The organism is Rhizobium sp. USDA 3886, from assembly GCF_056279785.1.
In genome coordinates this window covers 3,898,921-3,921,222 of record NZ_JBWCDC010000001.1, presented here as the reverse complement: position 1 = coordinate 3,921,222, position 22,302 = coordinate 3,898,921, and the positions used below count along the sequence as shown (strand labels likewise).

At 60.1% G+C, this 22,302-nt stretch carries 26 protein-coding genes; 17 read left to right on the top strand and 9 right to left on the bottom strand.

The genetic code is table 11. The features are described from left to right. The first annotated feature begins 23 nt into the window (after positions 1–23). The 3 genes from ACZ9BX_RS19615 to ACZ9BX_RS19605 all read left to right on the top strand — a co-directional run bounded on the left by ACZ9BX_RS19615 (position 24) and on the right by ACZ9BX_RS19605 (position 3,521). Positions 24–1,223, top strand: coding sequence for a phosphoglycerate kinase (locus ACZ9BX_RS19615; protein ID WP_476219719.1), 1,200 nt, complete (start codon positions 24–26; stop codon positions 1,221–1,223). A 227-nt stretch (positions 1,224–1,450) separates the two neighbouring features. Continuing rightward, entirely contained in the window at positions 1,451–2,476 is a 1,026-nt protein-coding gene (locus ACZ9BX_RS19610; RefSeq protein WP_476219718.1) for a class I fructose-bisphosphate aldolase, read from the top strand. A gap of 127 nt (positions 2,477–2,603) precedes the next feature. After that, positions 2,604–3,521, top strand: coding sequence for a PhzF family phenazine biosynthesis protein (locus tag ACZ9BX_RS19605; protein WP_476219716.1), 918 nt, complete (start codon positions 2,604–2,606; stop codon positions 3,519–3,521). Here the strand turns inward: ACZ9BX_RS19605 and ACZ9BX_RS19600 are convergent. After that, positions 3,518–3,682: a hypothetical protein gene (locus ACZ9BX_RS19600; RefSeq protein WP_086995614.1), complete on the bottom strand. Its 165-nt coding sequence runs from the start codon at positions 3,680–3,682 to the stop codon at positions 3,518–3,520. The two genes, ACZ9BX_RS19605 and ACZ9BX_RS19600, sit on opposite strands and share 4 nt — an antisense overlap. A 171-nt stretch (positions 3,683–3,853) precedes the next feature. Between ACZ9BX_RS19600 and ACZ9BX_RS19595 the strand changes: the two genes are divergently transcribed. The 3 genes from ACZ9BX_RS19595 (at position 3,854) to rcdA (ending at position 6,239) form a co-directional block, all read left to right on the top strand. Continuing rightward, positions 3,854–5,134 carry an MFS transporter gene (locus tag ACZ9BX_RS19595; RefSeq protein ID WP_476219714.1) on the top strand — a complete coding sequence of 427 codons (1,281 nt, stop codon included), beginning with the start codon at positions 3,854–3,856 and terminating at the stop codon, positions 5,132–5,134. Positions 5,135–5,156: 22 nt separating this feature from the next. Beyond that, positions 5,157–5,348: a DUF1192 domain-containing protein gene (locus tag ACZ9BX_RS19590; RefSeq protein ID WP_132562587.1), complete on the top strand. Its 192-nt coding sequence runs from the start codon at positions 5,157–5,159 to the stop codon at positions 5,346–5,348. 375 nt (positions 5,349–5,723) lie between these two features. Next, on the top strand, positions 5,724–6,239 hold the full coding sequence (rcdA, locus tag ACZ9BX_RS19585; protein WP_027508081.1) for a protease adaptor protein RcdA: 516 nt from the start codon (positions 5,724–5,726) through the stop codon (positions 6,237–6,239). 224 nt (positions 6,240–6,463) lie between these two features. On the opposite strand, the gene rpmE is transcribed toward rcdA, so the two are convergent. Then, on the bottom strand, positions 6,464–6,685 hold the full coding sequence (gene rpmE / locus ACZ9BX_RS19580) for a 50S ribosomal protein L31 (RefSeq protein WP_027508080.1): 222 nt from the start codon (positions 6,683–6,685) through the stop codon (positions 6,464–6,466). 123 nt (positions 6,686–6,808) lie between these two features. Between rpmE and ACZ9BX_RS19575 the strand changes: the two genes are divergently transcribed. Further along, complete coding sequence (locus ACZ9BX_RS19575; RefSeq protein ID WP_476219711.1) at positions 6,809–8,680, top strand: ABC transporter transmembrane domain-containing protein; 1,872 nt, start codon at positions 6,809–6,811, stop codon at positions 8,678–8,680. Between the two features lie 3 nt (positions 8,681–8,683). On the opposite strand, the gene ACZ9BX_RS19570 is transcribed toward ACZ9BX_RS19575, so the two are convergent. After that, positions 8,684–9,901, bottom strand: a complete 1,218-nt coding sequence (locus tag ACZ9BX_RS19570) for an adenylate/guanylate cyclase domain-containing protein (RefSeq protein WP_476219709.1) — start codon at positions 9,899–9,901, stop codon at positions 8,684–8,686. 235 nt (positions 9,902–10,136) lie between these two features. Between ACZ9BX_RS19570 and ACZ9BX_RS19565 the strand changes: the two genes are divergently transcribed. Further along, positions 10,137–11,120 carry a Bug family tripartite tricarboxylate transporter substrate binding protein gene (locus ACZ9BX_RS19565; protein ID WP_476219707.1) on the top strand — a complete coding sequence of 328 codons (984 nt, stop codon included), beginning with the start codon at positions 10,137–10,139 and terminating at the stop codon, positions 11,118–11,120. A 66-nt stretch (positions 11,121–11,186) separates the two neighbouring features. Beyond that, a complete protein-coding gene (locus ACZ9BX_RS19560) occupies positions 11,187–11,375 on the top strand; it encodes a YegP family protein (protein ID WP_476219706.1) in 189 nt (62 codons plus the stop codon). A 245-nt stretch (positions 11,376–11,620) separates the two neighbouring features. Here ACZ9BX_RS19560 and ACZ9BX_RS19555 read toward each other — a convergent pair whose 3' ends face one another. The 5 genes from ACZ9BX_RS19555 to ACZ9BX_RS19535 all read right to left on the bottom strand — a co-directional run bounded on the left by ACZ9BX_RS19555 (position 11,621) and on the right by ACZ9BX_RS19535 (position 16,603). Beyond that, entirely contained in the window at positions 11,621–12,652 is a 1,032-nt protein-coding gene (locus ACZ9BX_RS19555; RefSeq protein WP_132562597.1) for a peptidoglycan -binding protein, read from the bottom strand. Positions 12,653–12,655: 3 nt separating this feature from the next. Beyond that, positions 12,656–13,750 carry a flagellar motor protein MotA gene (locus tag ACZ9BX_RS19550; protein ID WP_476219703.1) on the bottom strand — a complete coding sequence of 365 codons (1,095 nt, stop codon included), beginning with the start codon at positions 13,748–13,750 and terminating at the stop codon, positions 12,656–12,658. Between the two features lie 114 nt (positions 13,751–13,864). Continuing rightward, positions 13,865–14,665 carry an inositol monophosphatase family protein gene (locus ACZ9BX_RS19545; RefSeq protein ID WP_086995096.1) on the bottom strand — a complete coding sequence of 267 codons (801 nt, stop codon included), beginning with the start codon at positions 14,663–14,665 and terminating at the stop codon, positions 13,865–13,867. Positions 14,666–14,859: 194 nt separating this feature from the next. Further along, positions 14,860–15,939 (bottom strand): tetratricopeptide repeat protein, encoded by a 1,080-nt coding sequence (locus tag ACZ9BX_RS19540; RefSeq protein WP_476219702.1) that lies wholly within the window; start codon positions 15,937–15,939, stop codon positions 14,860–14,862. A 10-nt stretch (positions 15,940–15,949) separates the two neighbouring features. Continuing rightward, on the bottom strand, positions 15,950–16,603 hold the full coding sequence (locus ACZ9BX_RS19535; RefSeq protein WP_476219701.1) for a thiamine phosphate synthase: 654 nt from the start codon (positions 16,601–16,603) through the stop codon (positions 15,950–15,952). 106 nt (positions 16,604–16,709) lie between these two features. On the opposite strand from ACZ9BX_RS19535, the gene ACZ9BX_RS19530 reads away from it, so the two are divergent. Beyond that, a complete protein-coding gene (locus ACZ9BX_RS19530) occupies positions 16,710–17,474 on the top strand; it encodes a sulfite exporter TauE/SafE family protein (protein WP_476220075.1) in 765 nt (254 codons plus the stop codon). Between the two features lie 82 nt (positions 17,475–17,556). Further along, positions 17,557–17,817, top strand: coding sequence for an ArsR/SmtB family transcription factor (locus tag ACZ9BX_RS19525; RefSeq protein ID WP_027508068.1), 261 nt, complete (start codon positions 17,557–17,559; stop codon positions 17,815–17,817). A 158-nt stretch (positions 17,818–17,975) separates the two neighbouring features. Here the strand turns inward: ACZ9BX_RS19525 and ACZ9BX_RS19520 are convergent, their stop codons facing one another. Continuing rightward, positions 17,976–18,149 (bottom strand): YdcH family protein, encoded by a 174-nt coding sequence (locus ACZ9BX_RS19520; protein WP_086995105.1) that lies wholly within the window; start codon positions 18,147–18,149, stop codon positions 17,976–17,978. 228 nt (positions 18,150–18,377) lie between these two features. Here ACZ9BX_RS19520 and ACZ9BX_RS19515 point away from each other — a divergent pair, with 228 nt between their 5' ends. From ACZ9BX_RS19515 to ACZ9BX_RS19490, 6 genes are all read left to right on the top strand, one after another. Beyond that, positions 18,378–18,581: a YdcH family protein gene (locus ACZ9BX_RS19515; protein ID WP_027508067.1), complete on the top strand. Its 204-nt coding sequence runs from the start codon at positions 18,378–18,380 to the stop codon at positions 18,579–18,581. A 19-nt stretch (positions 18,582–18,600) separates the two neighbouring features. Then, positions 18,601–19,095, top strand: a complete 495-nt coding sequence (gene purE, locus ACZ9BX_RS19510; RefSeq protein ID WP_027508066.1) for a 5-(carboxyamino)imidazole ribonucleotide mutase — start codon at positions 18,601–18,603, stop codon at positions 19,093–19,095. Next, entirely contained in the window at positions 19,092–20,156 is a 1,065-nt protein-coding gene (locus tag ACZ9BX_RS19505) for a 5-(carboxyamino)imidazole ribonucleotide synthase (RefSeq protein ID WP_132562603.1), read from the top strand. Before purE ends, ACZ9BX_RS19505 begins: the two co-directional genes overlap by 4 nt. Positions 20,157–20,312: 156 nt before the next feature. Beyond that, positions 20,313–20,438: a type B 50S ribosomal protein L36 gene (ykgO, locus tag ACZ9BX_RS19500; protein ID WP_003542835.1), complete on the top strand. Its 126-nt coding sequence runs from the start codon at positions 20,313–20,315 to the stop codon at positions 20,436–20,438. A gap of 111 nt (positions 20,439–20,549) precedes the next feature. Then, positions 20,550–21,164 carry a hypothetical protein gene (locus tag ACZ9BX_RS19495; RefSeq protein ID WP_476219699.1) on the top strand — a complete coding sequence of 205 codons (615 nt, stop codon included), beginning with the start codon at positions 20,550–20,552 and terminating at the stop codon, positions 21,162–21,164. A 65-nt stretch (positions 21,165–21,229) separates the two neighbouring features. Further along, the gene (locus ACZ9BX_RS19490; RefSeq protein WP_476219698.1) at positions 21,230–22,240 is read left to right on the top strand and encodes an alpha/beta hydrolase; all 1,011 of its coding nucleotides are present in this window, start codon (positions 21,230–21,232) and stop codon (positions 22,238–22,240) included. The last annotated feature ends 62 nt before the right edge of the window (positions 22,241–22,302 follow it).

Genomic DNA, 22,302 nt, shown 5'->3' with positions numbered 1-22,302 from the left:
GCAATTAATGAACGGATCTTCCCATGGCAGCTTTCAAGACTCTCGACGACCTCAACGGCATCGCCGGAAAGCGTGTTCTCGTCCGCGTCGACCTCAACGTGCCCGTAAAGGACGGCAAGGTTACCGACACGACGCGCATCGAACGCGTTGCTCCGACGATCCTCGAACTGTCGAAGAAGGGTGCCAAGGTTATTCTGCTTGCGCATTTCGGCCGACCGAAGGAAGGCGCCTCGCCGGACCTCTCGCTCTCGCTGATCGCGCCGGACGTTTCCAAGGTGCTCGGCAGGCCGGTCGCGACCGCATCGGACTCGATCGGCGAAGCCGCTGCTTCGGCCGTCGCCGGAATGACGGACGGCGATATCCTGCTTCTCGAGAACACCCGCTTCCACAAGGGTGAGGAAAAGAACGACGCGGAATTCACCAAGGCGCTTGCTGCCAACGGTGACATCTATGTCAACGACGCTTTCTCCGCCGCGCATCGCGCCCATGCTTCCACCGAAGGCCTTGCCCACCTGCTTCCCGCCTATGCCGGCCGCACGATGCAGCAGGAACTGGAAGCGCTCGAAAAGGGCCTCGGCAATCCGGTCCGCCCAGTCGTTGCCATCGTCGGCGGCGCTAAGGTTTCCACCAAGATCGACTTGCTCATGAACCTCGTAAAGAAGGTCGACGCTCTGGTGATCGGCGGCGGCATGGCCAATACCTTCCTCGCCGCCCGCGGCACCAATGTCGGCAAGTCGCTCTGCGAGCATGACCTTGGCGAAACCGCAAAGCAGATCATGATCGAAGCCGCAACAGCCGGCTGCGCGATCATCCTGCCGGAAGACGGCGTCGTCGCGCGCGAATTCAAAGCGGGTGCAGCCAACGAGACCGTCGACATCAACGCCATTCCGGAAGACGCCATGGTACTCGACGTCGGTCCGAAGTCGGTCGACGTGGTCAAGGCCTGGATCGAGCGCGCCCAGACGCTGGTCTGGAACGGACCGCTCGGCGCCTTCGAAATCGAGCCTTTCGACAAGGCGACAGTCGCAGCCGCGAGGTATGCCGCCGAGCGTACCAAGGCTGGCAAGCTCACGTCCGTCGCAGGCGGCGGCGATACTGTTTCGGCACTGAACCATGCCGGCGCCGCTGATGACTTCAGCTATGTTTCGACGGCAGGTGGCGCCTTCCTCGAATGGATGGAAGGCAAGGTCCTGCCGGGTATTGCCGTCCTTTCCGGCAAGTAACCGTCCGGCTGATTTGGCAATCTTTACATGTGGATAGAACGCGGAGGCTTTTAGGTTTTCGCGGTCTTTTGCTCACGCGGCGAAAAAAAACTCAAAGTTTCAAACGATTGAAACGATTTCAATCGTTTCAATGACTTAGCGCTCCATTCTCCTGCCTATAAACTTCTGTTATCGCCGACCTATATCCATTCTGGTTGCCGATTTTCTTGTCCTGGAGAGAGTGAAAAATGAGCGAACGCCTGGAAGACATTGCAGCAAAGATGGTAGCGGGTGGCCGGGGGCTGCTTGCCGCCGATGAGTCGACCGGTACGATTGGAAAGCGGTTCGATACGATCAGCTTGGAATCGACTGAAACCAGCCGCCGCGATTATCGCGAAATGCTCTTCCGCTCCGAAGAGGCCATGAAGAAATACATCTCGGGCGTCATCCTCTACGAAGAGACGCTTTATCAGAAGGCGGCCGACGGCACGCCCTTCGTCGACATCATCAAGGCTGCAGACAGTATTCCCGGCATCAAGGTCGATATCGGCGCCAAGCCGATGGCGAAGTATCCGGGCGAAACGATCACCGAAGGCCTCGACGGTCTCGCCGGCCGCCTTGCCAAATATTATGAAGCCGGCGCCCGCTTCGCCAAATGGCGCGGTGTGATCGCTATCTCTTCGTCGCTCCCAACTTGGGGTTCGATGAAGGCGAACGCCCACGCGCTCGCCCGCTACGCCGTGCTCTGCCAGGAAGCGGGTATCGTGCCGATTGTCGAGCCGGAATGCCTGATGGACGGCAAGCCGGGCGACCACACTATTGATCGCTGCGCCCAGGTCACCGAATGGACGCTGCGCACCGTCTTTGAAGAACTCGCTGATGCGCGTGTCAGCCTCGAAGGCATGATCCTGAAGCCGAACATGGTTATCGACGGCAAGAACGCCCGCAAGGCATCCGTCGCGGAAGTCGCCGAACGCACCGTCCAGGTGTTGAAGCGCACGGTTCCGTCCGCCGTTCCCGGTATTGCCTTCCTTTCCGGCGGTCAGTCTACCGAAGAGGCGACAGCTCATCTTTCGGCGATCAATTCCGGGTTCGACCTGCCTTGGAAAGTCACTTTCTCGTATGGCCGCGCCCTGCAGGATACAGCACTGAAGGCCTGGGGCGGCAAGCCGGAGAACGTCGCCGCCGGTCAGCGCGCCTTCAGCCATCGCGCCGAAATGAACAGCCTTGCCGCCAAGGGCAGCTGGAAACAGGAACTCGAAAAGGCGGCTTGAAACCTACCTTAAGACTCCATCGAGCCCGGCGCGCGCCGGGCTTTTCTTTTGTCACCACGACAAGATTGCGCTTTCGCGACCGAAAGACGTGACCGATTATCGCGGCATCCAAAATATCGGAGCCGCGATGACTATCCTTTCCTATACGACTGTCGACGTTTTTACCTCCAACCGTTTCGAAGGCAATCCTCTTGCGGTCGTCATGGGCGCGGAAGAACTCGGCACCGAGACGATGCAGAAGATCGCAGCGGAATTCAGATATTCCGAAATCACCTTCGTCCTGTCGCCCAGGGACCCCGCCAACACGGCTAACGTCCGGATCTTCACGCCGACGATGGAGATCCCCTTCGCAGGCCATCCGAATGTCGGAACGGCCTATGTTCTCGGCCAGCAGAAGGAAATCTTCGGCAAGCCAGTCAGAGACACGCTGCGTTTCGAAGAAAGGGCCGGACTGGTCGAAGTGGCGCTTCGCCGCGTCGAGGGCCGGGTAACCGCTGCAACGATCCGCGCGCCTCGGCCTCTGGATATCGGGGCTGCCGTCTCGGAAGAAACCGTTGCGCGCTGCATCGGCATCGACAGCCACGCAATCCTCAACTCAACCCATCAACCGGTTTTCGTCTCCGTCGGCCTCTCCTTCGCGGTTGCCGAACTCGACGGCCTGGCATCGCTTGGCGCCGCACGCCCGAATCTGACGCATTTCCAGGACGCCGCCGGCCCTAACGCCGAAGGCAATCACGATTTCTCGCTGTTCGTCTATGCCCGCTCGCCCGAGGAGCCTTGGACTATCCGCGCCCGCATGTTCGCGCCGCTGGACAACGTCCCGGAAGACCCCGCGACCGGCAGCGCTTCAGCGGCCCTTTCCGCCTATCTCGTTTCCCTTGCGCCGGAGCAGACGACGACCCGGCGCTTGACGATCGAACAGGGTGTCGAAATGGGCCGGCGCAGCATCATCGAAGTCGATGTCGTCAAGAAGGATGGCGTGGTGACGGACGTCTCGATCTCCGGCGCCTGCGTGCCGGTCATGCGCGGTGAGATCACCGTCTAGGCGATCAGGTCGCGGCCAAGGAGGGCAACCGCCCAAACTGCGAACGCGACCAGCGCAATCTTCCAAAAGTCCATGCGGCGCCGCAAACCGGGCAGCCCCAGCGGCTTGATGATCTGTATGACCATGGCAAGGATGAGCACCAGCGCCAGCAGCTTTGTCACGGCATTATTTTCCAATATTTTCAGAATGTCACAGGACCGACATTATTCCGCGCGAACACAGCGTTTCTTCATGCCGTAACGGCATTCCGGGACACAATCAACATTATTGGGACAGGACGGACAGCGTCTCGTCTTATGACTCTTTAAATCGAATTCGCCGAGAGTGGGGAAATGAGAAGAAATCTGCTGTCCGTCGCCGCGCTGCTTTTCGGAACGCTTTTCCTCTTCATGGGCAATGGTCTGCAGGGCATCCTGCTTCCCGTCCGCGGCAATCTCGAAGGTTATGCCACGACCACGCTCGGCCTGCTCGGTACGTCTTGGGCCGCAGGCTTTGTCGTCGGCTGCCTCGTCGCCCCTAAACTGGTGCGGCGCGTGGGCCATGTGCGCGCCTTCTCCGGTTTCATCTCGATCATCGCCATCAGCGCCCTGTTCAGCGGCATCGTCATCGATCCCGTGTGGTGGATCGCGCTGCGTGCCGTCACAGGCTTCTCGACCGCCGGCACCTCGATGATCATCGAAAGCTGGCTCAACGAACGCGCCACGAACGAAAGCCGCGGCGCAATCTTTTCGCTCTATATCGGCATCACGCTTCTCGGTGTCGTTGGCGGGCAGATGATGATCCCGCTGGAAGACGTGCGAACGCCGTTGCTCTTCATGGTCTGCGGCATCTTCTACTGCATCGCGATGCTGCCCACGACGCTTTCGACTGCAGCCTCGCCGCAACCGCTGAAGGCCGTGAAGCTCGACCTGCCTGCGCTCTACCGCAATTCGCCCGTCTCCTGCCTCGGCATCCTGATGGTCGGCATCGCCAACGGTGCCTACGGTACGCTCGGCGCGGTTTTCGGCGCCGGCGCGGGGCTTTCCGACGCCAGTATCGCGATCATGATGAGCGCCACCATTTTCGCCGGCGCACTGATGCAGCTTCCCGCCGGCCGCCTTTCCGATCGCATCGACCGCCGCTATGTTCTGGCAGCCATGTCGGCGATTGCCGCGGTCGCCGGCGTGCTGATCGTCTTGCTGCACCCCTCCTCGCCGGTTCTCCTGATCGGCCTTGTCATTCTTTACGGCGCGGTCGCCAACACGCTCTATCCGATCGCCGTTGCGCATGCGAACGACTTCGCCTCCGCCGAGGATTTCGTGAAAGTTTCGGGCGGACTGCTGCTGCTCTACGGCATCGGGACGGTGATCGGACCGACGATCGGCGGTCCTGTGATGTCAATCGTCAGTCCGTATGCGCTCTTCCTCGTCACGGGGCTGTCGCATGTCTTGATCACCGTTTACGCAATCATCCGCAGCCGCATTCGCGCCGCAGTGCCAGCAAGCGAGCGTGAGATGTATACGACCATTCCGACCGGCACCTCCCAGATGCTCACGCCCGAAAGCATGTCGCTTGCCGAACGAGTGTCAAACAAGCCTCCCGAAAGCAGCGATCCTGCGGTAAAATACGGCTAAGGAACCGAACGGAGGACTGCTCATGAGCTTCATTGACGATGACCGGCCGCAGAAGAAGGTGGCTTACGAAATCGGAAGCGATCTTTCGATGCTTTCCGTGGACGAGTTGAAGGAACGAGTCGAAGTACTGAAGGCGGAGATCGCCCGCATCGAGGCCGAAGTGACAAGGAAGGCTTCGGGCCGCGCGGCGGCAGAAAGCCTTTTTCGCTCTTAGAAAAGGATAAAGGCTGCAAGCGCGCGAAAAACCGCTGCCACCAGTCTTAATGCGAAACAGTCTTAATAGAATATTAAGCCTTATAAGATATTACTGTTCTCATCCAGATTTTCTCTGGATCTCAGACAGTTTCCCATGCGGTGAATTGGTCTGATTTTTCTCCCTGTTTTACCTTGAGAGCCGCTTTTGCGGCTCTTCTTTTTGCACCGGTGGCGATTCACCACGAATCTGTGGAAGTTAACCCTTTCTTAAGAAACGCCTTGCGCAATTGGGCTAAAGATACCATCTTAAAGACATAAAGACCGGCCGCTGAAACCTTAGTTTGGGCTGGCGTTACCTGAACATATGTAGATGCGTGCAACAGGAACCATTTGAATGTCGGAACTCGGTTTGAATACCATCAGTTTTGCGGGCCGCGCTGCCGCATCCTCGCAGTTCAAGACGTTGTACGCAGAAGGCATGTCGCTGGTCGAGGAAACTGCTGCCTATCTGGACGGCAACGGCCGCGCCGCCTCCAAGGTTCTGCCCCGCATGGCTTCCGTTCTTTACGCGGCCGAATCGATGCGCCTCACGACACGCCTGATGCAGATGGCATCTTGGCTTCTCCTGCAGCGTGCCGTCAACAACGGCGAAATGTCGCGCGATCAGGTCCTCGCCGAAAAGAACAAGGTCCGCCTTGACGGCTTCAACGTGGACCGCAACGCTCCGGGCTGGGGCGACCTGCCGGAAGCCTTCCGCGATCTCGTTGAACGCTCGCTACGCCTCCAAAACCGCGTTGCCCTTCTCGACCGTGAAATCTATCGCCCGAATGAAGCGCCGATCGTTCCGGATAATCAGAACAGCGTCCAAGCACAGCTGAGCCTGCTGCAAACGGCTTTCGGCAACAACTGAGAGCTTGCATAAGCTAGACTAAAGGTGAACCGGCTTCGTCATGCGCGGCCGGTTTTTTGTTGCGTGCTGTCGCGACCTTCACATTGAGCCCGATTGGCTGCTGCTGTCGCATCGAGATGCCGTGAACTGCAGCTTGCACGCATCGGCACTCACTCAGACTCATTCAAGCAATAAAAAAGCCCGGAAACCCGGGCTTTTTCAAATTCTGTACCGCGCAGAAGCGATTAGAGGCCGAGGCCGCCGAAGCGCTTGTTGAACTTGGACACACGGCCGCCGCGGTCCATGAGCTGCTGGTTGCCGCCGGTCCAGGCCGGGTGGGACTTGGAATCGATTTCGAGGTTCATGACAGCGCCTTCCGAACCCCACGTCGAGCGGGTTTCGTATTCGGTGCCATCGGTCATCACCACCTTGATGACGTGGTAGTCGGGATGGATATCAGCCTTCATAACAATCTTCCTGCGATGCCAGGGTCCAATTTGACGCAAGTCATTGCGGCAAGAGAACCGATTGAATAAATGAAGCCGCAGTCACGAAGGCTACGGCTTCCCATTCGGATGCGGTGCCTATACATGAAGGCCGCCCGGATAACAAGGGCCTGCAAGCCGCCGATCAGCGGTATTGGGGCGATTGGAGATGATTTGGCAGACGCAGTGCAGACCGCGGAAAAGAAGTCGCGTTCCTTGAAGCCGCTCGGACGGCTGGCACCCTATGTGATGCGCTATCGCGGCATGGTCGCAGGCGCGCTGGCTTCGCTTGCCGTTGCCGCCGTGACGTCGCTCACGCTTCCGCTTGCCGTGCGCCGCATGATCGACCACGGCTTCACGCAGGCTGACGGTGCCTTCATCAACAGCTACTTTGCGATGCTGATGGTCATCGCCGTCGTGCTCGCGGCCGCAAGCGCCCTTCGCTACTATTTCGTCATCACGCTCGGCGAACGCATAGTCTCGGATTTGCGCAGGGATCTCTTTGCGCATGTCACACGGCTTTCTCCCTCCTTCTTCGATGTCAATCAGTCTGGCGAGATCGTGTCGCGCCTGACGGCCGACACGACGCAGATCAAATCGGCTGTCGGCGCGACCGCCTCTGTGGCACTGCGTAACGTAATCCTCTGTCTCGGCGCGATGGGCATGATGATCGTGACCTCGCCGAAGCTCTCAAGCCTTGTGCTCGGTGCAATCCCGCTGATCGTCTTTCCGCTCGTCGGCTTCGGGCGATCCGTTCGCAAGCGCTCTCGCGCCGCACAGGATACGCTCGCCGAAGCTTCCGCCTTCGCCAGCGAAACGATCGCTGCCACGCGCACCGTCCAGGCCTTCAGCGGCGAGGACGCAGCCGCAAACCGTTATGGCGCCGCCGTCGAATCCGCCTATGAGGCCGCACGCTCCGCCATCCGCTCGCGCGCACTTCTGACGGGCATTGCGATCACCCTGATCTTCGGCAGCGTCGTTGCAGTTCTTTGGGTCGGCGCACACAATGTTCTGACAGGAACGCTTTCTGCTGGCACACTTGGGCAGTTCCTGCTCTATTCAGTCATCGCCGCCGGCTCGCTCGGCGCTCTGTCGGAAGTCTGGGGAGAACTCTCGCAGGCAGCCGGCGCCGCCGACCGGCTGACCGAATTGCTGGACGAAGTCTCGCCGATCGCAGCGCCCGAAAAGCCCGAGACGCTGCCCGCGCCAGCCCGGGGACGCGTCGAATTCTCGAACGTGCACTTCGCCTATCCGTCGCGCCCCGGGAAATCGGCGCTGTATGGCCTTAGCTTCAGCATCACGCCCGGTGAAACCGTCGCCATCGTCGGCCCGTCCGGCGCTGGCAAGAGCACCGTCTTCTCGCTGCTGCTCCGCTTCTACGATCCGCAGCAGGGCTGCGTCGCGATTGACGGCATCGATGCACGCGGGGTGACGCCCGATGATCTGCGTGAGCGCATGGCGATCGTCCCGCAGGACGTCACCGTCTTTGCCGCTTCAATCCACGACAATATCGCCTTCGGCCGTCCCGGCGCGACGCGAGAAGACGTGCGCGCCGCAGCGATTGCCGCCCAGGCCGACGAGTTCATCGCAAGGCTGGACAAGGGCTATGACACCGAGGTCGGCGAGCGCGGCATTACCCTTTCCGGCGGCCAACGCCAGCGTATCGCGATTGCCCGCGCGATCCTGAAGAATGCTCCTATCCTCCTGCTCGACGAAGCAACGTCGGCTCTGGACGCGGAGAGCGAAACCCTGGTGCAAAAGGCGCTCGACGGCCTGATGCACGGCCGCACGACGCTGGTCATCGCCCATCGCCTCGCGACCGTCCTGAAAGCCGACCGCATCCTCGTCATGGACCAGGGGCGCGTCATCGAGGAAGGCACGCATCAGAGCCTGATCCGCCATGGCGGCATCTATGCCAAGCTGGCGAAGCTGCAGTTCGATGCAGGTGCGGAAGAGTTTCTGGCTGCCACCAAATAGGCGCTACGCCTGAGGAAACGCGTAGACATCCACAGGCTGGTCCAAGCCGCGCAGCGGATAGAGTCCGAGGCTTTCCAGATCGCTTTCGCACCCCGCCATTTCGACGAACGCCTTGGACAGCAGCACGGGCCGTTTGATTTCCTTGGTCAGGGTCTCCAGCCGCGATGCGACGTTGACGGCGGGGCCAATCACCGTGAAATCGAGGCGCTTGCGCGAGCCGATGTTGCCGTACATGACATCCCCCACATGCACGCCGACGCCGTAGCGCAACTCCACATGCCCCCTTTCGGCGTTGAAGACATTGAGCTCGGTCATTGCTGCCTGCGCTTCCTTGATTGCGCGGAGAAGATTGCTGCAGGCATTGGGATTGGTCAGCGGAAAGATGGCGAGCAAGCCATCGCCCATGAATTTCAGGATCTCACCGCCGTGCTTTTCGATCGGCTCCGACATCGCATCAAAATAATCATTCAGCAGCTCGATCACATCGTCGCGCGGCCATAAATCGGAAATCGTAGTGAAGTCGCGCAAGTCGCAGATGAGGATCGCCGCGCCGACCGTTGCACCGCTGCCACGTGTCGTGGCACCGGCAAGAATCTGCTCGCTGGCATGGGGCCCGACATAGGTCTGAAGCAGCGTGCGAGCGAGAATGTTCTTGATCCGAACCTCCGTGACAAGTGTGAGCGCTGGTAGAAGGTCCTTCAGGAAGATTAGATGCTCTTCGTCAAAACCGCCTGGTTTGTCACTCGAGAAGGTAATGACATGCCGTTTTCCGAGTGTGTGCTCCATTGGCCAGGCGACGTAGTCCGTCAGGCCATCCTGTCGCAACTCATCGTAAAGCGGGTAGGAGGTGGCTTCGCCGTCCAGCTTCTGCCGGACTTCTGCGGCACCGCTGAATATCTCGTTCATCGGGCTGTTCAGGAATTGCGACGTTGTCTCGACGCCGTAGCCGAAGGTCGTGATCTTCGCTTCCTGCATTCCGGGACGCCAGAGGATACGCGCGCCGAGCCATTGAGGATGCAGCGTCCGGAAATGCATTGTCGCGCGCGCGACGGGAACGCCGGCAGTCCGCAACCGCTCGCACATCTCCACCAGGATATTGTCGATGAACCGCTGGTTGCGGGTTTCATTGATCAGCCAGTCGAGGATCTTGTGCCGGCGCACCGGCCAAAGACCTTCCTCCTCGTTCTCGACTGCCGGAAATGGATTGGATACGGGCTGCATGTCAAACTCCACGATCTCGTCCCGCCAAGCGCACAAATTCAATAGCGTCTTCCGCATAGATGGTTATCGGAGGACGGATTGTAATATCAATAGTCGGATAGTTTACGTCAGCGACTAAAGTTGCATTTCCACGCGGCCGCTTCCGGTTGCTTTTATCCGCGTCCGCCCTAACCTCCTTCTGCCCGATTTGATGCAGTCGGGCGGCGTAACCGATGAATTCCGGGAGGAGAATCGAATGGCACTTTTCAATATGACCCGCCGCATGGCGTTCGGCCTCGGCTTGTTTGCGGCCTTGAGCCTCGGAACCGCGCATGCCGACGCGTTTCCGGAGCGCGCGGTTACTCTGGTCGTTCCCTTTGCTGCAGGCGGATCGACCGATGTCGTGGCGCGCATCATCGCCGAGAAGATGTCGGAAGACCTTGGCCAGCAGGTGATCGTCCAGAACATCGCCGGTGCCGGCGGCAATCTCGGCGCGGGCAACGTGGCTCGCGCTGAACCGGACGGCTACACTATCCTGATGGGAACGGTCGCCACCCACGCGCTGAACCCGCTGATCCTCAAATCCACACCTTACGACCCGGAAAAGGATTTCGCGCCGGTTTCGCTGCTCGTCATCGTGCCCAACGTGCTCGTCGTCAATCCGGAACTGCCCGCCAAGAACGTGCAGGAACTGATCGCGCTGCTGAAGGCCGAACCGGACAAATGGAGCTATGCTTCCTCCGGCAACGGCACGCCGCTTCATCTTTCCGGCGAGTTGTTCAATTCGATGGCCGGCGTCAAGATGCAGCACATCCCGTACAAAGGCGCGGGCCCAGCGCTGACCGATCTGCTGGGCAACCAGGTATCGATCATGTTCGACAATCTGCCGTCGTCTTCCAGCCACATCAAATCCGGCAAGCTGCGGGCGCTGGCGGTCACCACCGCGAAACGTGCTCCATCCTTCCCGGATATTCCGACCATCGCTGAGTCCGGCGTTCCGGGCTACGAGACCTACACTTGGAACGCGCTTTTTGCGCCAGCGAATACACCCGCGGATGTTGTGGCGAAGCTTAACGAGTCCGCCAACAAGGCCTTGAAGGATCCGGAAGTTGCCGGACGCATGAAGGAATTCAGCGCCACGATCGTCGGATCGACGCCGGAGGAACTTGGCGCGCATGTGAAGGCCGAACTGGCCAAGTGGGGACCCATCGTGAAGGGCGCGAATATCCAGATGGAATAGACTCAACTTTTGCACTAGGTTGTCCCATGTTACCGGGGCAACTTCCTGATAATTGGGAGATAATCGATGTATAAGTTTGAAGTGTACAAGGACAAGGCCGGCGAATTCCGTTTCCGCTTCAAGGCGTCGAACGGTGAATCCATGTTCAGCTCGGAAGGCTACAAAGCCAAGGCATCCGCGCTGAGCGCAATCGAATCTATCAAGAAGAATGTGCCGGACGCAACGGTCGACGATCAGACCACGGCAACGGCTTAACCGGACTTCGGCGGCGCCGAACGGCGCCGCCTCATATGGCCCTTCCCTCGGCCCGGCCGAAAAGATACAACCGCCGAGGAAAATCCCCTCAAGCGCATTGTAGCCGTGCATACCGCCTCCGCCAAAAGCCGGCGACTTCGCCAACGACCCAGCACTGCCTGGCAAGGCTGTCATGGCCGCCCCCCTAGGCGACGCTGTTCGGCGGCTATCGACGAAGAAAGGGCCGCCAAGCATATAGGCGCTGTTTATTTCTCGGTCAGCTTGAGCTCGATGCGGCGGTTGGTGGCGCGGGCTTCCGGTGTTTCACCGGGCGCGATCGGCTGGAATTCGCCGAAACCTGCCGCCACGAGGCGGTCGGAAGGAACGCCCTGCGAAATCAGATATTTGACGACAGAGATGGCACGGGCCGAGGAAAGCTCCCAGTTGTCACGAAAGCGGCCGGCCCCGGAAAGCGCCACATTGTCGGTATGGCCGTCGACCCGGAGCACCCAGTTGATTTCCGGCGGTATTTCCCTGGAAAGATCAAGCAGCGCAGTGGCAAGTTTCGTCATCTCCGCCGTGCCTTCCGGATTGAGATCGGAACTGCCGGAAGGGAACAGAACCTCTGACTGGAAGACGAAACGGTCGCCGACGATGCGGATGTTTTCGCGGTCGGACAGGATCTCGCGCAGGCGGCCGAAGAAATCGGAGCGGTAGCGATTGAGTTCCTGAACCCGCTGCGCCAGCGCGACGTTCAGGCGCCTGCCCAGATCGGCGATCTTCGCCTGCGAGCTCTGGTCCTTCTGCTCTGAAGCCTGAAGCGCGGCTTCGACGGCTGCGATCTGGCTGCGCAGGGCTGCTATCTGTTGGTTGAGAATTTCGACCTGGCTGAGCGCCCGGTCGCTTATCTGCTTCTGTTCGTCGAGTTCCTTTGTCAGGCCGCCGATGCGCTGCTGCGCGGCGTCCTTGCCGCCGGAACCGGCATCAAGCAATGCCTGCAGGCGCGAGCGCTCGCCTTCGGCGGTCGTGAGGGAGGCTTGCAGGTTGGCGACAGAATCCTCGAGATCTTGCTTGCTGCCCTTCTCAAGCGCGAGCAACTGCGTCAGTTCGTTGATCTGGCTGTTGAGGCGGTTCAACACTTCGTCGCGGCCGGAAATCTCGCGGCTCAGAATGAACTGGCCGACGACGAAAACCGTCAGGAGGAACATGATGGCAATCAGCAGCGTCGACAATGCGTCGACGAAACCCGGCCAGTAGTTCATTTCGCCGTGGCGGCGGCGGTTTCGGGCGAGCGCCATGGCTTACTTGCCCTCGCTTTTTTCGGTCTGGCTGGCGCGATGGCTTCTCTCGGTGGCACTGTGCTTTTCCTGCGCGCCGATGCGCTCAGCAAGCCGGTCGAGGGTGCGGCGCATGGCCTTTGCCTCGTCCTGCTGCGCTTCGATCCAGTCGCGCAGCATCTGCTGTTCGTTGCGCATGTTCTTGACGAGACCCTGGATACCCTCGGCAAGGCTTGCCATCGCAGCAACCGAGCGCTGGCTGCCAGCGCCGCCTTCTTCGGCAACCTTCTTCAGATAGTCCGACATCGCGCGGAGATCCTCGGAGGACGTCCCCGAGTCGAGCGTCGGAACGGCAATATCCGACCCGACATCGGTCACCGAGGACAGCCAGTTTTCGAGTTCCGTGTAGAAGCGGTTCTGCGCACGCCCCGCCTGAAGATCGAGGAAACCGAGAATGAGCGATCCGGACAGGCCGAGCAGCGAGGACGAGAAGGCTTGGCCCATACCGGTAAGCGGCAGGGCCAGACCTTCCTTGAGCGTGGTCAGCACGTCTCCGGCGCCGTTCGAGCCTGCGTCCAGCGACTGAATGACACCGCTGATCGAGCCAATCGTGCCGATGAGGCCCCAGAAGGTACCGAGGAGACCGAGGAAGACGAGAAGGCCGATGAGGTAACGCGACGTATCCCGCGATTCATCGAGCCGGGTCGCGATCGAGTCGAGAATTGAGCGTAGAGCCGTGGTCGAAAGCGTTGCCGTTGACTTACGGTTGCCGATCAGCGACCGCATGGGCGCAAGCAGCCTCGGATTGCGGTTTACCTTGTCTGCACTGCCGGCCGCGCGAAAGGAATTGAACCAGCGCACTTCCGGACGAAGCGCCAGCACATGGGTGAAAACCAGGATGATGCCGACCGCAAGCACGCCGACGATGAGGCCGTTGAGGCCCGGATTGTGCATGAACGCAGTCTGCGCCTGCCGGAAAAGGATGGAAGCGATGAAGCCGACAATCACGAGAAACAGGAGCATCGTCCAGAGGAACGGCATCGGACTGGAGAGTTTATAGACATAGTTGCTGCTCGGTTTTTCGGTCGAGCCGAATTCCGCCGCATTCACATTTTCCATGGTTGCGCAGCCCTCCAGATTGCTTGCAGCCGGAGACTAGATCAACATTGTGCCGAATTGAAGTGCGCGGGCAGAGAAAACCGTGTCTTTACAACAGCTGGTTTCCGGTGCGTCTCACTTCGCGGGGATGGGACGCTTGACGGTCTCGATCAGCGCCTTGTGAATATATTCATTGCCGGCGACGATAGCGCCGGTATCGAGAATATCCGTGCCACCGTTCCAGTCGGTCGCATAACCGCCTGCCTCACGGATCAGCAGGATACCGGCCGCCATGTCCCAGGGCGCAAGTCCCGTCTCCCAAAAACCGTCGAAGCGGCCGGCGGCGATATAGGCGAGATCAAGCGCCGGCGAACCGAGACGCCGGATCCCAGCCACCTCGCCCATGACATGCCGGAGCTCGACAAGGAACTTGCCGTGGTTGCCGCGGCCGAGATGCGGCACGCCGCAGCCGATGACGGAATCCGAAAGCACCCGGCGCGCGCCGACACGCAGGCGGCGGTCGTTGAGAAAGGCGCCACCGCCGCGCTCGGCGGTGTAGAGCTCATCCATCGCCGGATTGAAGACGACGCCCGCGACGATTTCGCCATTCCGTTCAAGCGCGATCGAGACCGCGAACATCGGAATGCCGTGCAGGAAGTTGGTCGTGCCGTCGAGCGGATCGACGATCCAACGGTGTGCCCCGTCCGTGCCCTTGATCTCTTCGCTCTCCTCGCCGAGGAACCCATAGGTCGGGCGCGCCTTCAGAAGCTCGTCCCTGACGATCTTTTCAGCCTTCCGGTCGGCATTGGAAACGAAATCGCCAGGCCCCTTCACTGAAACCTGCAGGTTCTGCACTTCCCCGAAATCACGCCCCAGCGATTTTCCTGCCTTGACGGCAGCCTGAACCATGACGTTGAGAAGAGCAGAACGGGCCATTGGAGCATTTCCTTGGAACTGATACGGGATGCGCTGTCAGGGCGGGAAAGCTCCCTGATCGCCGGAAAAGGCAGCGCTCTTATTAGATTGGCGGCCTCAAGACCACAAAATCAGGCAAATTTCAAGGGGAGAGCGTTGCGGACTCTGAAAGAGGTCGTCGGCACCGAAGGCTCCGCCGACGCCCTGTTCTGAGCTTACGGCAGGCGGCGGAACTTGTTCGCCCGGTCGATCGCCTGCTTTTGCTGAACGTCCTCGATACCGAGATAGAAATCCTCAAGCTCCGGGTCGGGCAACCCTGCCCGGCGGGAAAGCACATACCATTTCGCCGCTTCGACCGGGTCCGGCTTGGTGCCAAGCGCATTGATATAGAGATGTGCGAGCTTATTCTGCGCCGCGACGTTGCCACGATTGGCAGCGAGTTTCATCCATAGAAACCCATTCACGAAGTCGCGTGGCCCGTTGTTGCCGTTGATGAGCCAGATACCGAGGTCGAGCTGTGCAGTGTCGAAACCTGCGCGCGCCGAGCGGGCAAGCCATTCGCGTGCCAGCTTCTTTTTCTGCTCCGGCAGATCGGGAAGCACGGAATAGATTTGCGCTACGGCATATTGAGCGTCGGCAATGCCTTGCCGGGCGGATTTCTCGTAGTAGGGAAGCGCGAGCTTCAATCCTTCGGGACCGGGATGATCAGTCGTCAACAACTGCGCCCAGTTGAATTGCGCTGAAGCATTGCCGCCGTCGGCCGCCCGGTGCATGTAATCATCCGCCTTCGCCTTGTTTCGCGGTACGAGTTCTCCCGCCATCAGGATCAACGAATATTTGAACATCGCTGCCGCATCGCCGCCTTCGGCGGCCTTGCCGTACCAGAAGGCTGCGCTCTTCAGATCGCGGCGAACGCCGAGCCCGGCATACTGCATTTCCGCAATCAGCGTCTGCGCCGCCGGATCTCCGAGCTGCGCGCGCGGCAGCGCCAGCTGCATTGCCGTCAGATAATAACCGCGCTGATAAGCACCGTAAGCTGTATCGATCGACCCTTTGTAATCCTTCTCAGGCGGCAGGTCGGGCAGTTTGGCGCCCATGCGATCCAGCACACCGAGGCCGGTCGAGGGCTGCGCCCCTTCCGCCGGCCGGTTGGTCTTGAACGGTTCGGCTTCCTGACCCAGCGGCCGTGTCACGACGTTGTCGACCGTCTGCGCCGAAGCGCCATACGGCAAAACAGCCGCGAAAACGGCAGCAAGCAGGAGAGGTCGGCGCAAACGGGCGGAGGAGATCGGCATGGCCGCGATATCAATCCTCAAACCGTGGCGCTTTTTCGTCAAGAAGTGCGTTGACCTGAGCGACAATCGAAGCGGCCTGCCCCGGCTCGCCGAACACCGCCAGGCGCAGCGCCACGAACTCGGCACCCGACTGCGCGACGACGAGCGCAGAAGCCGGATCGGTGCCGCCCATGACGATGCAGGGAATTTCGATCATCGAGGCCCACCATTCGCCGAGCGCAACGTTCTTCGGATGCGCCTCCGGCTTGATGTCACCGTCGAGTTTGCCGAAGAAGATATAGTCCGGCCGCGCCTCGCCGATCTCCAAAGCCGTGTGGCGGTCGGCTGCTTTACCGCCGCCGATGATCAGCTTGCCCTCATATTTGTCGATCGCCTCGGCGATTTCGGCGGCTGAACCCGTCAAATGCAAGCCGTCGGCCTTCGCGCGTCCGGCAATGCGGCTGTCGCCCGCAATCAGGGCCGCTGCACCTGCATTCTGGATGAGCGGAACCAGCCTCTCGGCATGTTTCTGAAACGCTCCGGCATCGAGCCCGTATTGCGGCACGATCACCGAGGCAACGTCGCCGCCCTTCAGCGCGTTGGCGAGAATGTTTGCCTGCTCGTCGGCATCCGCGATGTCCGGGACGATCAGGACAAGGCGGCAGCGGTTTTCCGGTCCGGTCATGAACTCTTTCCAATTTCAGCGGATTTCGCCGCAGGCGGCAAATCCACACTCGTTTTGTGTGAGTAATTCCGTTAGAGGGGGCTGGCAAGGGGAGGACTTGAAAAGCATGCTGCCGGAACTGTCATTCTTTTGTGCCGCCGTGCCCGCCGTGTTGCTTGTCGGCCTCGCCAAAGGCGGCATGGGCGATGCACTAGCCTTGATCGGCGTCCCCATTCTGGCGCTGGTTGTCTCGCCTGTCGAAGCAGCCGCCATCCTGCTGCCGATCCTGATCTTCATGGACATGATCTCGCTTGTCGTCTGGCGCAAGCATGGCGACTGGACGACGCTGAAGACCATGCTGCCGGGTGCCCTCTTCGGCATCGCGTTGGGCTGGGCGACATCCGCACTGGTGCCCGGCAACGTCCTGCGCGTGGTCATCGGTGCAGTCACCGTACTCTTCTGCGCCCGCTATTTCTGGAACAACTTCGGCCCCGGCGCAGGAAAGGTCGCCCTGCCACGCGGCCAGCGCCCCCTGCTTGCGAGCGCCTGGGGCACGCTTTCCGGCTATGGCAGTTTCGTCGCCCATGCCGGCGGCGCGCCGTTTCAGATCTATGCCCTGCCCCTGAAACTGCCGCCGCGCGAATTCACCGGCACCAGCGTGCGTTTCTTTGCCATCCTGAACGCGGTGAAACTCATTCCCTATTTCGCACTCGGCCAACTCGACACGAAGAACCTCGTGACATCGGCGACGCTGCTGCCTTTCGTGCCGCTCGCGACCATTGCTGGCGCCTGGTGCGTCAAGCGCATGAAGCCGGAGATATTCTATCCGTTCATGTATGCGATGGCACTGATCGCAGCACTTCTGATCATACACGAGGGGCTCGGATTCTAAGTCCCGGCGCGCCAGCGGACGCCGCTCGGTTGCGGCGCACAATTTCCTTGCCCGGAAGCTGCCTTTGACGTAGCTTTTTGCCATGTCGACCACCGACCCTTTCGCCGCGATATCAGACCCGAACCGGCGGTTCCTGCTGGAGCAGTTGAGGCGCGCGCCGAGAACGGTCAACGAACTCGCCGAAAGCCTTCCAATCAGCCGGCCGGCGGTCTCGCAGCACTTGAAAGCCCTGCTCGACAGCAACCTTGTGTCGGTGACCTCCGAAGGCACGAAACGTATTTATGCGGTCAACAACCGCGGCTTCGACAAGCTCAATCTGTGGCTTGATCAATTCTGGACGTGAGGCCGATCGCCCAATAGAAATGCGCCAGCCCAACTCCGCACTGCTTGGGACTGGCGCATGATTTTTCAAAAATCGCCGGCTATTACTAACCCATTGAAATGTTGGATTTTATCCTCTTTGCGTTGCAGGATCAGCGCGCCGGCAATCCGCATTATTGCTTAGTGAACGGATGATTTCAGACGTTGGATTTCGTCTTTGATGCGCAACTTTTTGCGCTTGCAATCCGCAATCTCGGTGTCTTTTCTGGAGGGGGATACCATCAGCGAATGTAACTCCTCCTCAAGAGCTACATGCTTTTTTTCGAGTGACTCAAGATGAGCTTGAACAGTCATTTGACCCTTCCTTCCTCTTGCCTTCCCCAGCCATCCATCGCTGGGGTTCTAGGCGTCAACTTTTGGAATGTGACATATTTTCGAATCCTTGTCGAAGGCGAAAACATGGTCAGTAGGTGGCAAATTCATGATCAGCACTAACTAGCCGTTACCGCTATTTGGTGATAGGAGCTTGCGGAAATCATCGGCAGGCCGGACAACGTCCGAAGACGACTATGGGGAATACGAATGGCCGATCAGGAACAGGCGGAAATCAGGCTCATGGCAGCGCGTTTGCGTCAGGAGCACGAGGACTACGACGCCGCGATAAACGCCATGATTGCCATGGGATGCGACGCGTTGCGCATCCAGCGCATGAAAAAGAAGAAGCTCGCCATCAAGGACAAGCTGACCAAGTTGGAAGACCAGATCATTCCGGATATCATCGCCTGAAAGGGTAATGCCGTTGACGCTGACAGACAGACCTCCCGTCGCCATCATCATGGGCAGCCAGTCCGACTGGGAGACCATGAAAAACGCCGCCGACACGCTGGAGGCGCTGGAAATCCCGTATGAAGCGCGCATTATTTCAGCGCATCGGACGCCGGACCGCATGGTGAGCTTCGCCAAGAACGCGCGTGACGAGGGCTTCAAGGTGATCATTGCCGGTGCCGGTGGTGCCGCCCATCTTCCCGGCATGACGGCCGCACTGACGCCGCTTCCGGTTTTCGGCGTTCCCGTCCAGTCGAAGGCGATGTCTGGCCAGGACAGCCTTCTTTCCATCGTCCAGATGCCGGGCGGCATTCCGGTCGGCACGCTGGCGATCGGCAAGGCCGGCGCGATCAACGCGGCGCTGCTGGCGGCCGCCGTTCTTGCGCTTTCGGACGAGGATATCGCCGAGCGGCTCGATGAATACCGCGAGCGCCAGAGCGCCTCGATTGCCGAATATCCGATGGACAACCTATGACGGCAAAGACGATCGGCATCATCGGCGGCGGCCAGCTCGGCCGCATGCTTGCGATGGCCGCAGCACGGCTGAACTTCCGCACGATCATCCTGGAACCCCAGGCCGATTGTCCCGCCGCGCAGGCCGCCAACAACCAGATCGTTGCGGCCTACGACGATCCCGCAGCGCTGGCAGAACTGGTGAAGGCCTGCGACGTCGTCACCTATGAATTCGAGAACGTGCCCGTATCGGCAGCTGAAGCAATTGCGAAAGACGTCCCCGTCTACCCGCCGCCAAAGGCGCTGGAAGTGGCGCAGGACCGCCTCGTCGAAAAGCGCTTCATCAATGAATGCGGCATTCCGACCGCGCGCTCCCATGCCGTCGACAGCCAAAGCGAGCTTGAAGCAGCGCTGAGAGACTTCGGCGGCCAGGGTGTGCTCAAGACGCGGCGTCTCGGCTATGACGGCAAGGGACAGAAGGTTTTCCGCTCCGCAGCCGACAGCGCCGAAGGCGTCTTTGCCGCCCTTGGCGGCGTGCCGCTGATTCTGGAGAGCTTCGTCGCCTTCGAGCGCGAGATTTCGATCATCGCCGCCCGCGCAGCGGACGGCACCGTCGTCGCCTTCGATCCGGCGGAAAACGTGCATCGCAATGGCATTCTGCACTCCTCGACGGTGCCCGCCTCGATCTCGGATGCGACCGCGGCGGCGGCGCGCCAGGCGGCGGAAGCGATTCTCTCCTCACTCGGTTATGTCGGCGTCATCGGAATCGAGTTCTTCGTTCTCGCAGACGGCGGCTTGATCGCTAACGAGATGGCGCCGCGCGTCCACAATTCCGGCCACTGGACCGAGGCAGCCTGCGTCGTTTCGCAGTTCGAGCAGCACATCCGCGCCGTCGGCGGCCTGCCGCTCGGCAATGCGGACCGCCACTCCGATTGTGTGATGCAGAACCTCGTCGGTGACGATATTTTAGGCCTGCCTGATTGGCTGAAACGGCGAGATACCCTCGTCCACCTCTATGGCAAGACCGAATCCCGCCCCGGCCGAAAGATGGGGCATGTGACAGTGCTCACGGGAAAAGCCTAGGTTTTTGCCCGAGAAAAAGCCTTCATGCGGTTGACACAGACATGAGGCCGGGTTATCTGCACGCCAACCTAAAGAGCGCGCACAGACGCGCTTTTTGATTGTTTAAAAGATACGGGCGAATGTGAAATTCCCCCACAGAGATCGCGGATCAGAAAAATGAAGATCAAGAATTCGCTCAAGTCGCTCAAGGCTCGCCATCGTGACAACCGTCTGGTTCGCCGCAAGGGCCGCATGTACATCATCAACAAGCTGAACCCGCGCTTCAAGGCTCGTCAGGGCTGATCATAGCGTGAGCCGGATTGCGCCTGCGCGTTGCGCGCAGTGGGCTTTTTCGGCGGGTCGCTTCGGTGATCACATCAAATTTTCTTTGATCTTCGGCGCTGGCGGGCTACATTGTCCGCCATGCGCTTTTTTGCTTTGACCTGCGCGGCACTGCCGCTTGCTCTCGGTTTCCTCGCTCCCGCCCTTCCTGCCGCCGCCGCGGAGAAGGAGGTTATCGTCGAGCAGCCGGATGCCAACGCCTCCCCGAAACAGCGTCTCGACAATCTCTATGCCCAGCTGAAGCGCGAGCGCGATCCCGACAAGGCGAGCAGCATTGCCGAGGAAATACGCCTCGAATGGAATGATTCCGGCAGCGCCACCGTGAACTTGCTGATGCAGTGGGCCGACAAGGCGATCGAAGAAAAGCGCAGTCCTGCGGCCCTCGATTTCCTCGATCAGGCGATCGCGCTGAAACCTGACTATGCCGAAAGCTGGAACCGCCGCGCGACGCTGAATTACGCCATGGGCAATTATCGGAAGTCGATGTCAGATATCGAGCAGGTGCTCGATCTCGAGCCGCGCCACTTCGGTGCGCTCTCGGGGTTGGCGACGATTCTCAATATGTCCGGCAATGACCAACTGACCCTGAAAGCCTGGGAACGCTTCCTGGAGGTCTATCCCGCAAATCGCGCGGCGCAGCAGCAGGCGAATACCCTGTCCGAAAAACTCGCCGGAAGCCGGACATGACCTTGACGCCGGACCGGCATGCGCAATCTTAGAATCGGTGCCGTAACTGTTGCCGGTTCAAAGCCATGCTTGCCGAAATTTCCACCCTTCTCGCCCCCATCGCTGCCGCCGTCGGCTACTCGTCTTACAAAGCCCGCCAGTTCGAACACGCATTTCCCAATGCCGGCGAACTGACCGATATCGGCGGCTACAAGTTGAATGCCGTCCACATCCCCCGCCCCGCCACCGCCGATCTTCCTCCGCTAGTCTTTATCCATGGTGCGAGCGGCAATCTGCTCGACCAGACCGGGGCCTTCATGCTTCCGCTCGAGGGCCGCGCAGAAATGCTCTTCGCCGATCGCCCCGGGCATGGCTATTCGGAACGCGGCGGGCCGGAAAACGCCTTTCCCTCCGGCCAGGCGGATGCGATCGCGAAGCTCATGGAGAAGCGCGGGATTGAAAAGGCGATCATCGTCGGCCACTCCTTCGGCGGCGCGATCGCCGCGGCCTTTGGCGTGCATCACCCGGAAAAGACAGCCGGCCTTCTCTTCCTTGCCCCGGCAACGCATCCTTGGCCGGGAGGTATCGACTGGTACCACCATATCGCAACCGCGCCGTTGATCGGCTGGCTCTTCAATCGCGTCGTCGTCGTGCCATTGGGCCTGTGGCGGCTGGAACAGGTCACGCTCAATGTCTTCCGGCCCAACCCGCGCCCGGCCGATTACATCGCGAAGACTGGGCCATCGCTGGTGTTGCGACCGAAGACATTTCATGCCAACGCCACCGATTTCATCAGGTTGCTCGAATATCTGAAGGCGCAATCGCCCCTCTATACTCGCATCATGGCGCCGACCGTCATCATTACCGGCGACAGCGACGGCATCGTCTTGGAGCACCTCCATTCTCAAGCCCTCGCCCGCGACATTGCCGGCTCGGAACTGGTGAGGATCAGGGGAGTCGGCCATAAGCCTGACTATCTCGCGACCGATGTCGCCATTGCCGCGCTTGAAAAGATCGCTGGAATGCCGCGCGATCTGCAAGCCGCGGCGCGCAAGGCCGAAGAACGGCTCTCAGGCGGCAGCGCAATTGCTGCCTGAGTGGGCTTGCGCGCTGTGAAAACGAAACCATATCCCTTCGCATAATTTGATAGTTTGGAGGG

Bases quoted from the DNA above. Each gene is read 5' to 3' on its own strand.
- ACZ9BX_RS19615 (WP_476219719.1), top strand. From the start codon at position 24: ATGGCAGCTTTCAAGACTCTCGACGACCTCAACGGCATCGCCGGAAAG.
- ACZ9BX_RS19610 (WP_476219718.1), top strand. From the start codon at position 1,451: ATGAGCGAACGCCTGGAAGACATTGCAGCAAAGATGGTAGCGGGTGGC.
- ACZ9BX_RS19605 (WP_476219716.1), top strand. From the start codon at position 2,604: ATGACTATCCTTTCCTATACGACTGTCGACGTTTTTACCTCCAACCGT.
- ACZ9BX_RS19595 (WP_476219714.1), top strand. From the start codon at position 3,854: ATGAGAAGAAATCTGCTGTCCGTCGCCGCGCTGCTTTTCGGAACGCTT.
- ACZ9BX_RS19590 (WP_132562587.1), top strand. From the start codon at position 5,157: ATGAGCTTCATTGACGATGACCGGCCGCAGAAGAAGGTGGCTTACGAA.
- rcdA (WP_027508081.1), top strand. From the start codon at position 5,724: ATGTCGGAACTCGGTTTGAATACCATCAGTTTTGCGGGCCGCGCTGCC.
- rpmE (WP_027508080.1), bottom strand. From the start codon at position 6,685: ATGAAGGCTGATATCCATCCCGACTACCACGTCATCAAGGTGGTGATG.
- ACZ9BX_RS19575 (WP_476219711.1), top strand. From the start codon at position 6,809: ATGAAGGCCGCCCGGATAACAAGGGCCTGCAAGCCGCCGATCAGCGGT.
- ACZ9BX_RS19570 (WP_476219709.1), bottom strand. From the start codon at position 9,901: ATGCAGCCCGTATCCAATCCATTTCCGGCAGTCGAGAACGAGGAGGAA.
- ACZ9BX_RS19565 (WP_476219707.1), top strand. From the start codon at position 10,137: ATGGCACTTTTCAATATGACCCGCCGCATGGCGTTCGGCCTCGGCTTG.
- ACZ9BX_RS19560 (WP_476219706.1), top strand. From the start codon at position 11,187: ATGTATAAGTTTGAAGTGTACAAGGACAAGGCCGGCGAATTCCGTTTC.
- ACZ9BX_RS19555 (WP_132562597.1), bottom strand. From the start codon at position 12,652: ATGGCGCTCGCCCGAAACCGCCGCCGCCACGGCGAAATGAACTACTGG.
- ACZ9BX_RS19550 (WP_476219703.1), bottom strand. From the start codon at position 13,750: ATGGAAAATGTGAATGCGGCGGAATTCGGCTCGACCGAAAAACCGAGC.
- ACZ9BX_RS19545 (WP_086995096.1), bottom strand. From the start codon at position 14,665: ATGGCCCGTTCTGCTCTTCTCAACGTCATGGTTCAGGCTGCCGTCAAG.
- ACZ9BX_RS19540 (WP_476219702.1), bottom strand. From the start codon at position 15,939: ATGCCGATCTCCTCCGCCCGTTTGCGCCGACCTCTCCTGCTTGCTGCC.
- ACZ9BX_RS19535 (WP_476219701.1), bottom strand. From the start codon at position 16,603: ATGACCGGACCGGAAAACCGCTGCCGCCTTGTCCTGATCGTCCCGGAC.
- ACZ9BX_RS19530 (WP_476220075.1), top strand. From the start codon at position 16,710: ATGCTGCCGGAACTGTCATTCTTTTGTGCCGCCGTGCCCGCCGTGTTG.
- ACZ9BX_RS19525 (WP_027508068.1), top strand. From the start codon at position 17,557: ATGTCGACCACCGACCCTTTCGCCGCGATATCAGACCCGAACCGGCGG.
- ACZ9BX_RS19520 (WP_086995105.1), bottom strand. From the start codon at position 18,149: ATGACTGTTCAAGCTCATCTTGAGTCACTCGAAAAAAAGCATGTAGCT.
- ACZ9BX_RS19515 (WP_027508067.1), top strand. From the start codon at position 18,378: ATGGCCGATCAGGAACAGGCGGAAATCAGGCTCATGGCAGCGCGTTTG.
- ACZ9BX_RS19505 (WP_132562603.1), top strand. From the start codon at position 19,092: ATGACGGCAAAGACGATCGGCATCATCGGCGGCGGCCAGCTCGGCCGC.
- ykgO (WP_003542835.1), top strand. From the start codon at position 20,313: ATGAAGATCAAGAATTCGCTCAAGTCGCTCAAGGCTCGCCATCGTGAC.
- ACZ9BX_RS19490 (WP_476219698.1), top strand. From the start codon at position 21,230: ATGCTTGCCGAAATTTCCACCCTTCTCGCCCCCATCGCTGCCGCCGTC.